The sequence below is a fragment of the Ramlibacter sp. bp-362 genome (assembly GCF_054956735.1).
Genome location: NZ_JBUDXE010000014.1, coordinates 80,880 through 90,274 on the forward strand (window position 1 = coordinate 80,880; position 9,395 = coordinate 90,274).

Below are 9,395 nucleotides of genomic sequence, written 5' to 3' on the forward strand. Positions count from 1 at the left end.
AGGCGCACGGCGCGGCCGCGCGCCGGCCGGCGCAGGCACGGCCGTGGAGCGGCCACAATGGCGGCATGCCGCGCCGTCCCGTCAACATCCATGCCGCCTACCATGCCCACGTCTACTTCGACGAGGCGACGGTGGCGCAGGCCCGCGCCCTCTGCGAGGAAGCGGGCCGCCTCTTCCATGTCGCCGTGGGCCGCGTGCACGAGAGGCTCGTCGGTCCGCATCCGCGCTGGAGCTGCCAGCTCGCGTTTTCGGCCGCGGAGTTCGACAGGATCGTGCCGTGGCTGGACGAACACCGCGGAGGACTGGACGTGTTCGTGCACGGGCTGAGCGGTGACGAGCTGCGCGACCACACGGAGTACGCGTACTGGCTCGGCAACGAGTGGCCGCTGGACCTGCGGCAATTCCAGAAAACCTGAGCCGTGCGGCTGTGGTCGCTGCACCCGCGGTACCTCGACGCGCGCGGGCTCGTCGCGCTGTGGCGCGAGGCCTTGCTCGCGCAAGCGGTCCTGTGCGGTGAGACGCGGGGGTACCGGCATCATCCGCAGCTGGAGCGCTTCCGCGGCAGCGCGGACCCGGTCGACGCGATCGGGGCGTACCTGCGGGAGGTCTGGCGCGAAGCGGGGAAGCGCGGCTACAGCTTCGATGCGTCCCGCATCCGCAGGCCGGCCGCGGCAGCCTCCCTCAGCGTCACGTCGGGACAGGTCGCGCACGAATGGCAGCACTTGCTCGCCAAGCTCGCCGTTCGCGATCCAGCGCGGCGCGAGCACTTGCGCGACATGGCCTCACCCGAATGCCACCCGCTGTTCCAGGTCGCTCCGGGACCGGTCGAAAGCTGGGAGCGCGCCTCTCCCTGAATTCCTATCCCCCAAGCAACCAGTCGAGCGCCTCGGCACGGGTGGCGAAGCCGAGGTAGTCCGCGCCCTTGCTGCGCGCCGTCGGCGCGATCTCGCCCACCGGCCGGCCGACGGGCGCGATCGCCGCCACGCGCACACCCGGGAAGAGCGCCGCGATATGCGCCCCGGCCGCGGCGTGCTCGCTCTTCGTGAGCTGCCCGATCAAGGGGCCGGTGTCGACCAGCAGGCGCTTGGCGCCTCTCCTGCGGGTCTCGGCAGCGATCTCGAGCAACGAGGCCGTGCTCGCCGCTGCATTGACGAAGCCATGCATGACGGCCTCGAGGTAATCGGGGTGCTGGATGAAGCAAACCGCGATCGACTGCTCGGAGAGCGGATCGAGGCGCCCGGGATGAGGCAAGGAAATGGACATGGGCAACCCGGATTTTGCCTCGTCTCCGCGACGAGGCCCTACCTGAACTCCCGGCACTTGAGCGCAGTTTCTGCCGGAATGCGCAGGCTCGTGTTCACGCACGCGGACCGCGCAGCGGCCACGCACGCCGCTGCCGCAACGTCCTCCTGCTGCCGCGTCTGCCGGCGCAGGGTCGGGATGACGAACGGGCGGAACGACTTGCCGCACTCGCCGCTGATGGCGGGGTTTGCGTTGACGCGGGCGAGTTCGGTCACGATGTCCCAGGCGCGGTAGGCCACGTCGAACGGCGGCGCGGACGATGCCGACCATGCCACTGGGGCGAGCGTCAGCAGGAAAAGCACTGTTAAATTGCGGCGCATGAGCGATCGCTATCCGTTGCCGCCGGTCGTCACCGGCCGTTATCGTCACTACAAGGGTGGGGAGTACGAAGTGCTCGGCGTGGTCCGCCACAGCGAGACGCTGGAAGCGATGGTGCTGTACCGCGCGCTGTACGGCGAGGGTGGGCTGTGGGTCCGGCCGCATGCCATGTTCTTCGAGAAGATCGATGTGGATGGCTGCAGCCGCCCACGATTCGCCCCGGTTTCCTGATCGTCACGACAGCCCTCCGACACGAAGCAGGATCAACGAAGACCGGTCGCGGGCGACACCAGCCGCAAGTAGTCCGACCGCGTCTGCGGCAGCACCGCCGCCAGCAACTGCTCGTACGAGGTCTTGTGGCGGGCGAGCATGCGCCCCGAGGCGACCGCCTTGGACCGGCAGAACCAGTGGCAGGTGTGCTGCAGCAGGAACAACTCGGCCGAGATCGCGAAGGCGCGGTCCTTCGCCGAAGCGCCGCTTTCCGCCTCGATCGCACGGCAGATGCCGCGCGCGTGCACGCCAAGGCCCTCGCGCATGTCGAAGGAGCCGGCGAAGGAGAACGCGAACGGCAGCCAGACCGGCAGCCTGCTTACGCGCGTTGCCGCCGGATCGGCCGCCGCGAAGTCGCTCGCGAACTGGCGCACCTGGCTGCACAACGCCTGCTCGTTGCCGCGCAGCACGTTCCACACCTGCTCGCGCCGGCCGGGGTCCGATTCGCCCAGGGCGCGCAGGTAGCCCTGGGTCACGGTCTCGATGTTCTTCTCGATGCTGTAGCGGGAGAGAAAACGGGCGAGGAGGGCGATGCGCTGTTGCTGCATCCTCGCCTTGGCGATCCAGCAGCAGGCGGCCAAGGTCAGGGTGAGGGTCAGGAGGAAATTCACGGCACGATGCTACACAGGAGGAAAATCGCGCGACGCCCTGGGTACATTCGCGGTCATGAAGCTGAAGCTGCGCCGGGTCCTGCTCACCGTCGCCTGCCTGCTGGTGTTGCTGGCCGGTGCGGGCATCGCCCTGTCCTGGGCGCCCGATGTTCCCGTCGCCCGGCTGAAGGAACGCTGGGCGCCGCCACCGTCGAAGTTCGTCGCCGTGCAGGGCATGCAGGTGCACTACCGCGACGAGGGACCGCGCGACGATGCCGAACCCATCGTCCTGCTGCACGGAACCTCGGCGAGCCTGCACACCTGGGAAGGGTGGGCGCGCGAGCTGCGCGCGACGCGGCGCGTGGTGCGCTTCGACCTGCCGGGTTTCGCGCTCACGGGACCGAGCCCGCGCAACGACTATTCGATGGATGCCTACGTCGCCTTCGTGGCGGCGATGCTGGACACGCTGCGCTTGCAGCGCGTCGTGCTGGCGGGCAATTCGCTGGGCGGGCAGATCGCGTGGACGTTCGCGGCAAGGCATCCGGAACGGGTGGCCCGCCTGGTGCTCGTCGACGCGAGCGGCTATCCGCCGGAATCGCTGAAGAACGCGCCCTCGCTGCCGATCGGCTTCCGCATCGCGAACACGCCCGGGCTGCGCTGGCTCATGCAACGCACCCTGCCGCGCGGCGTGGTGGAAAGCAGCGTGCGCAACGTCTATGGTGATCCGGCCCGGGTCACGCCGGAACTGGTGGACCTCTATGCCGCGATGACCTTGCGCGAAGGGAACCGCCAGGCCCTGGGGCGCCGGTTCGAGCAGGGCTACACGGGCAACGTCGCATTGCTGGCCAGGATCCAGGCGCCCACGCTGATCCTCTGGGGCGGCCGCGACCGCCTGGTGCCGCTGGAGGCGGGCGAGCGTTTCGCGCGGGACATCCCCGGCGCCAGGCTGGTCGTGCTGCAGGCGCTGGGGCATGTGCCCCAGGAAGAAGACCCGCAGGCCACGCTGCGGGAACTCGGGCCCTTCCTGGGGCGTCCGGGCGCCCGGTGACTAGAAGCCGGGCGCGCGCCCTTCGTCCGGCCGCTTGTAGTCGCACACGCCGTCCGGGAAGATCTTCGCCAGCCACTGCATCTGCGCGGCGGTGAAGCCGGCGTTGCCGTAGGTGCCGTCGGCCATGGCCACGTCCAACGGCTTCAGCGCGCACTTGAACATGTCGCCACGGAACGAGTCGCCGGCCACCATGCGCGAGCTGGAGTGGATGGGGTAGGCCTGCGCGCAGGCGCCCTTGGGCGCCGTGTCGAGCACGCCCGCCCACACGCCGTCGCCCGCCGCGATCGGCGTTCCGCCGGGGCCGAAGCACTGGTCGACGAAGCCGATGCCCGCGCGCTGCGCGTCGGTCTCCGGTGCGTCGGCCAGGTACTTGTCGAGGACGGCGAGCGCCTGGGCCAGGCGGCCGGCCAGGTCGGCCGGGCTGTCGGTGAACCAGATGACCTGCCGCTTCCAGTTCTGTCCGCCCTTGGCCTGCAGGCGCGCCCGCACCGAGAAGGACTGCCGGGCGTTGTGCATGTCCAGCTTGGGATCCAGGTAGGGACGCAGGTCGATCATCGGGATGTCCAGCGTCTTGCCGGTGAAGATGTGCCCCGAGCTGTACGCGGCCCGCATGGCCTGCAGGTCGCCGGCACGGCGCGGCGACGGCGCGTTCGGGTCCGTGCGGCAGGTGGCGCTGCGGTTCATGTTGCGCGCATCGAAGGGGTCATGCGCGGTGTCCCATTGCACGAAGTCGGGCTGCTCCTTCCAGCTGCCGGCGCAGGCGTTGATCCGCAGGAACTCGGCGGCATCGATGTCGCCGTTCTTCAGCGCGGCCAGGCCGTACTGCACGCCGACGTTGTCGAAGGGAATGGGTGCGTAGCCCCGGGCATCGGTGCCGTAGATGTTGGCCAGGTCGTTCCAGTGCGTCCACTTCACGTCCGCGAACTTCGAGAGGTCCCAGCCGTACAGGCTGCTGGCCAGCTGGAAGAACCTCGGATCCTGGAAGTGGGGATTCAGCACGCCCGGCGCGGCGGTGAACCACCCCTTGATGCACTCCGACGAACCGGGCGTTCCGGTGAGCGGGTTGATCTCGGTGTCGCTGGCGGCGAGGCCTTCGACCAGCGAACGCTTGCTCCACACCTTCCAGGGTGTCGCCGGGTTCGTGAGCGTCTCCTCCAGGAAGTACTGCTCCAGCAGGTTGCAGTCCGCCACGTGGATGGTCTGGGACACCATGTCGGGATAGGACTGGATGGGGATGCCGGCATCGAACAGGCCCCTGTGGTTCTGCGCGTAGACGTATTGCTGGATCGCGCCGCCGGAGCCGCCCAGCGACACGGTGTACTTCGGCGCGCCGTAGGTGCGGACGAAGTGCTCCTTGACCATCACCGCGGTCTCGCCGCCGAGCCGCAGGTTGTAGTGCACGCCGGTCTCGTTGCCGGACGACGATGCGACCGCGTAGCCCTGCGCCAGCAGCGCGGGCACCAGGGCCCGTTCCTCGCTCCACAGGCCGCCGGTGAACATGGCCGTGCCCTGCTGGTGGCCGATGCCGACGCCACCGCGCATGTAGTAGATCAGCTTGCGGTTCCAGGCGGTGTTGTCCAGGGCCTGCGGCGTGGCCGTCTGTTCGGGCTGCGGCGCCAGCATGGCGATCGCGTAGGCGAAGCGGTTGATGGTGCCCGCCTCCACCCGGATCACGAACGGCTTGGGAACGCCGTTCACCAGCGTCATCTTCATGTTGGCGGGTGGCGTCGTGAACTGCGTGGCGGGATCGAAGGGGCGGAAGTCCTGCCCGTCGAAATAGAAGTAGGCCAGCCGCGTCTTCACGCCGCAGGTCTTGCTGTAGCCGACGATGGGGCTGTGGATGTTGCCGGCTTGCTGGAAGACCGGCTGCCCGATGCCGTCCTGGTTGTCCACTTCGGGCTGGCCCAGGTTGGACTCCAGCGTGCGGCAGACGAAGGGGTGCTGCTGCGGACCGCTGTACGCCGTCTCTCCGGAAGGGCCTTGTTCACCGACCCAGAAGTCCAGGCCTTCCAGGGACACCTGCGGCTGCTGCCCGGTGGCGCGCCCGACCGGCGCGGCCGATTGCTGCGCGGATTGCACGGAGCTCGCGCCCGGCGATCCGCCACCGCCGCCGCAGGCGACGAGCAGGGACGAGAGGAACAGCGGCAACGCGGCCGCCCACGTGGGGATGCGCTTCATCTTGTCTCCTCCTGCGGCGGCTGGGGCGCCGCTCGGGTTTGGGGGGTGCGGCTGGGGGGCCGCGGGAGGATGGTGGCGGGAGCGGGAGGGTGGGGGCACGGGTGAATACCCGTAGCGACTTCGCGACGACGATTGTCCAGGAATCGGAACTGTGTGTCTGTCCAGAGCCGGTTTCCCGGTCAGTGCGCGACTCCTAGAATCGCCTGCTGGCCGTGGTTTGAATCAGTGAAGGAGCCCGAATGCTAGGCAAGTCGACGAGGATTGGCATCATTGGTGGAGGCTTGGGCGGGCTCTCCGCGGCGATCGCACTGAAGAAGATCGCGGGGATCGACGCCACCGTGTTCGAGCAATCGCACAAGCACGACGAGGTGGGAGCGGGGGTCACCATTGCGCCCAATGGCAGTCGTGTCCTCGACGAGCTGGGGCTGCTCGAGCCGATGCAGCGCGCGGGAGCGATCCCGGATGGACACGGCGTCTACCTGGACGCCATGGGCAACCTGATCACCGACGCAGCCTGGGAAGACACAGCGAAGAAGTACCAGAACATCGGCATGTACAGGCCGGACATGATCGACATCCTGGTGCAAGCGGTGGATCCGGAGGCGATCCGGCTCCACCATCGCGCGAAGTCGGTCGAAATGCTCGATCCAGGCGTCCGCGTCCACTTCGAAAACGGCAGGCAGGAAGACTTCGATGCGGTCATAGGCGCCGACGGGATCCGCTCGGTGGTGCGCAAGGCCGTCGGACAACCCACCCGGTTCGTCTACTCCGGATTCATGGCGTACCGGGGCGTGATCGATGCCTCCGACCTCCCCAAGGACTGGAACAGGATCAGCCAGACGTGGATGGGCAATGACCGGCACCTGATGACCTATCCATTGCAGCAACACAAGCTGTACAACTACGTCGCCTGCGTGCCCAGCGACAGGCCGCTGAAGGGACCTTGGTCCGGGCCCGCGGACGTGGAGGAAATCAAGACCGAATTCAGCCGCCAGGCCTGGGATCCGAGGGTCCACCGGTTCATCTCGGCGATCAAGGAGACCTTCTGGTGGGGCCTGTTCGACATCGACCCCCTCACCAATTGGTCGCGTGGGCCCATCGCGCTGCTGGGGGACGCAGCGCATACCATGGTCCCGCACCAGGGCCAGGGGGTGAACCAGGCGTTCGAGGACTGCATCACGCTGGCCTTCTTCCTGAAGCAGGCCGAAAGTGCCCGTGACATCCCGGAAGCCTTCAGGCGCTACACCGCCGTCCGCATGCAGCGCGCGACGATCCTGCAGGTGGGTTCACGCAGGGCCGGCGCCATGTTCGATTCGCAATTGCAATTCACGAACACCAGGAAGCGCGACGCCGACCTCGCTTCGGGACGCGACTTCCGCAGGGCGGCAGTCTTCGACTACGACGCGCTCAAAGTGGCTGAGAAGGCACTCGAACGATTCAAGAGGGTTTGATCCATATGACTTCGATCAGCATCATCGGCAGCGGCAAGATGGGTTCGGCGATCGCGAACATCGCGGCACTCGCGGGCGCGGATATCCAGATCGTGAATCGCAGCGCCAGGCCGAACAAGGATCTCCCTGGCGCCAGGTATGCGGCACTGGGCGAGGATCTGACCGGGGAACTGGTCGTCCTCGCCGTCCCGTATGGCGCCTACCCGAACATACTGAAGCATTATCGGGACAGGCTCGGCGGCAAGGTCGTCATCGACATCAGCAACACCATCGATTTCACCACGTACGAGCAACCGGAGGCCCTGGTGGGCACCTCCACTGCGCTTGAACTCGCGAAGCAGCTTCCCGGGGACGTCGCCGTCCTGAAGGCGTTCAACGCGAATCTCGCGGACACGCTCATTACCCGCACGAATGGCACCACGGCGACAACGGTCCTGTTCGCCGGAGACGACGCCGAGGGAAAGATTGCACTCGCGGAAATCCTCAGGGCGGCGGGACTTCGCGCAGTCGACGTCGGCCCTCTGCAGCGCTCGAGGCAACTGGAGGCGATCGGCTTTCTGCAGATGGTGTTGGCATCGTCGGGGAAGACGCGCTTCGAATCGGGCTTCACCCTGCTGCCCTGATCGGGCCGGCTTGGGCGGAAAAGGGACGCCTGCTTCGGGTCGGGAGCAGGGGTCACGCTGCTGGTACGTCGGTGGTTTCCTTCAGGCCAGATCCAAGCGTCGGTGATTGACCGTTCCAGACTGGGGGCGGTCGGTCAGGGCAGGCGGTGCAAATGACATCGGTCGCCGAACGCCGATCATTGGACCGACAGGCACATCGGGCGAGCGCGAATGGCCGGAAGCAGACGTCTGTGCCTGATTCAGGATCCGCCGACAGGTCGTCACGAGTGACGCTGGCAACGGGCGGCACCTTCGCGAGCGCTCGGTCCGCTGCGATACTTGCCGGCGGCGAGAGCACTGAGGTCATGAGAAACGTCTTTCATCAGTACGAGCAGGTGGAGAACCGCGTTACGCACGCGCTGGCCACGACTCTTCACGAAAGTCCGTCCCTCTTGCTCTCGTTCTGTCGACTCGCAGGCCACCCGGTGCCGAAGGGCGCCACACCTCGCGTGTCCATCCAGCACCGCCCCGGACTTCACCGGGAGGTGAGTGAGGAAGAGGCGGAAAAGCGGGGTTTGCCTGACATCTGGATTGACGACGGTGCGGATTGGGCGCTGGTTGTCGAGTGCAAGATCCAGCACGCCATCTCCCTGGCTCAACTGAAAGCCCATGAGCGCGAGGCGCGAGGGTACGCCCACGCGAAGGTCGTTTTGATCTCGGTGGATACACCCCCGGACAAGTGCAGTCAGTTTTCGACTGTATTCGTTGGACGGCCGTTTACCAGTGGGCCGTGGCGGCGAGACGCGAGCCCTGGGCAGAGAAGCTCGCGGCATACCTTGAGCTCGTAGAGCAGCGGCTTGTCGATGAGGAGAAGGGATTGAACGGCGCACTCACTACTTTCACCGGAATCCCGTTCAGCGCCACAGAGCCATACTCGTACGCAGAGGCAAAGCGGCTGCTCAGGCTCCTGATGGAGGACTTGCGGGCCAGGGCCGAACTGAGCAGGGCTTTAGGTGTGAACGTCGGGCGCAAGGGCCGAGGGGCAATCAAAGGGAAGGCCAGCTTCTCGGTCTGGGACATGCTGCCCCTTGCCGCAGAAGGCGAAAATTTCACCAAAGCGCCGCACTTGACCGTCGGAATCAGAAGTACGGAGGCAGTCGCGCAATTGACGATCCCTGATCAGGTATCCGCGCCAACGCGCCGTTTGCTTATCGGCGCCACTCTTGGAGAATTCCAGGACGGACTGGACGCATACTTGGACGCGGTACAACCTGTCCTCCTGCGCGATGCGGGTGCCAAGCCATATGTGGAGGTGGTGCAGCGGCACTGGCCGCGAGGAAGGGCTGCCCCCTCCGTTTACGACGCAGAGCTCGTCTTCGACCCCAGGACCATCAGAGGCGGTGGAAAAATCGTTGCGCAGGCCGAGTGGAGCAAGGCAGCCTTCGATTCCATGCACAACCGGCAGGCCAACCTGCAGATTTCATTCGGAGTTCGCTTTCCGTACGGAGCAAGTGAGGCCGTGGCGACGGCGCAGTTCGCGGACATTGTGGCGGAAGTGCGAGGGTGTCAGAAATTCCGTGTGTGAGGCATAACATGTCGACAAGGAGCATGAGTGCCACGCAAGACAAAGGCCGCC

General features: G+C 66.7%; 11 protein-coding genes. 7 read left to right on the plus strand and 4 right to left on the minus strand.

All coding sequences use genetic code 11. From position 1 onward, the window contains the following. Window positions 1-65: 65 nt before the first annotated feature. Both ACY0MJ_RS18195 and ACY0MJ_RS18200 read left to right on the plus strand, forming a co-directional pair. Entirely contained in the window at window positions 66-416 is a 351-nt protein-coding gene (locus ACY0MJ_RS18195) for a DOPA 4,5-dioxygenase family protein (RefSeq protein ID WP_462639949.1), read from the plus strand. 3 nt (window positions 417-419) lie between these two features. Beyond that, the gene (locus tag ACY0MJ_RS18200; RefSeq protein WP_462639950.1) at window positions 420-854 is read left to right on the plus strand and encodes a pyrimidine dimer DNA glycosylase/endonuclease V; all 435 of its coding nucleotides are present in this window, start codon (window positions 420-422) and stop codon (window positions 852-854) included. Window positions 855-858: 4 nt separating this feature from the next. Here ACY0MJ_RS18200 and ACY0MJ_RS18205 read toward each other — a convergent pair whose 3' ends face one another. Continuing rightward, the gene (locus ACY0MJ_RS18205) at window positions 859-1,263 is read right to left on the minus strand and encodes a hypothetical protein (protein WP_462639951.1); all 405 of its coding nucleotides are present in this window, start codon (window positions 1,261-1,263) and stop codon (window positions 859-861) included. Between the two features lie 38 nt (window positions 1,264-1,301). Beyond that, window positions 1,302-1,604: a hypothetical protein gene (locus ACY0MJ_RS18210; protein ID WP_462639952.1), complete on the minus strand. Its 303-nt coding sequence runs from the start codon at window positions 1,602-1,604 to the stop codon at window positions 1,302-1,304. A gap of 16 nt (window positions 1,605-1,620) precedes the next feature. Here ACY0MJ_RS18210 and ACY0MJ_RS18215 point away from each other — a divergent pair, with 16 nt between their 5' ends. Then, window positions 1,621-1,851: a DUF1653 domain-containing protein gene (locus tag ACY0MJ_RS18215; protein WP_462639953.1), complete on the plus strand. Its 231-nt coding sequence runs from the start codon at window positions 1,621-1,623 to the stop codon at window positions 1,849-1,851. A 32-nt stretch (window positions 1,852-1,883) separates the two neighbouring features. Here ACY0MJ_RS18215 and ACY0MJ_RS18220 read toward each other — a convergent pair whose 3' ends face one another. After that, window positions 1,884-2,501 carry a hypothetical protein gene (locus ACY0MJ_RS18220; protein WP_462639954.1) on the minus strand — a complete coding sequence of 206 codons (618 nt, stop codon included), beginning with the start codon at window positions 2,499-2,501 and terminating at the stop codon, window positions 1,884-1,886. 55 nt (window positions 2,502-2,556) lie between these two features. On the opposite strand from ACY0MJ_RS18220, the gene ACY0MJ_RS18225 reads away from it, so the two are divergent. Further along, complete coding sequence (locus ACY0MJ_RS18225; RefSeq protein WP_462639955.1) at window positions 2,557-3,528, plus strand: alpha/beta fold hydrolase; 972 nt, start codon at window positions 2,557-2,559, stop codon at window positions 3,526-3,528. Here the strand turns inward: ACY0MJ_RS18225 and ACY0MJ_RS18230 are convergent, their stop codons facing one another. After that, the gene (locus tag ACY0MJ_RS18230; RefSeq protein ID WP_462639956.1) at window positions 3,529-5,706 is read right to left on the minus strand and encodes a DUF6351 family protein; all 2,178 of its coding nucleotides are present in this window, start codon (window positions 5,704-5,706) and stop codon (window positions 3,529-3,531) included. A 239-nt stretch (window positions 5,707-5,945) separates the two neighbouring features. On the opposite strand from ACY0MJ_RS18230, the gene ACY0MJ_RS18235 reads away from it, so the two are divergent. From ACY0MJ_RS18235 to ACY0MJ_RS18245, 3 genes are all read left to right on the plus strand, one after another. Then, entirely contained in the window at window positions 5,946-7,157 is a 1,212-nt protein-coding gene (locus ACY0MJ_RS18235; protein WP_462639957.1) for an FAD-dependent monooxygenase, read from the plus strand. A gap of 5 nt (window positions 7,158-7,162) precedes the next feature. Continuing rightward, window positions 7,163-7,780, plus strand: coding sequence for an NADPH-dependent F420 reductase (locus ACY0MJ_RS18240; protein WP_462639958.1), 618 nt, complete (start codon window positions 7,163-7,165; stop codon window positions 7,778-7,780). Window positions 7,781-8,636: 856 nt separating this feature from the next. Beyond that, window positions 8,637-9,344: a hypothetical protein gene (locus ACY0MJ_RS18245; RefSeq protein WP_462639959.1), complete on the plus strand. Its 708-nt coding sequence runs from the start codon at window positions 8,637-8,639 to the stop codon at window positions 9,342-9,344. Window positions 9,345-9,395 lie beyond the last annotated feature (51 nt).

Coding starts and splice junctions, on each gene's coding strand:
- ACY0MJ_RS18205 (WP_462639951.1), bottom strand. CDS start 1,263: ATGTCCATTTCCTTGCCTCATCCCGGGCGCCTCGATCCGCTCTCCGAG.
- ACY0MJ_RS18235 (WP_462639957.1), top strand. CDS start 5,946: ATGCTAGGCAAGTCGACGAGGATTGGCATCATTGGTGGAGGCTTGGGC.
- ACY0MJ_RS18225 (WP_462639955.1), top strand. CDS start 2,557: ATGAAGCTGAAGCTGCGCCGGGTCCTGCTCACCGTCGCCTGCCTGCTG.
- ACY0MJ_RS18240 (WP_462639958.1), top strand. CDS start 7,163: ATGACTTCGATCAGCATCATCGGCAGCGGCAAGATGGGTTCGGCGATC.
- ACY0MJ_RS18215 (WP_462639953.1), top strand. CDS start 1,621: ATGAGCGATCGCTATCCGTTGCCGCCGGTCGTCACCGGCCGTTATCGT.
- ACY0MJ_RS18230 (WP_462639956.1), bottom strand. CDS start 5,706: ATGAAGCGCATCCCCACGTGGGCGGCCGCGTTGCCGCTGTTCCTCTCG.
- ACY0MJ_RS18195 (WP_462639949.1), top strand. CDS start 66: ATGCCGCGCCGTCCCGTCAACATCCATGCCGCCTACCATGCCCACGTC.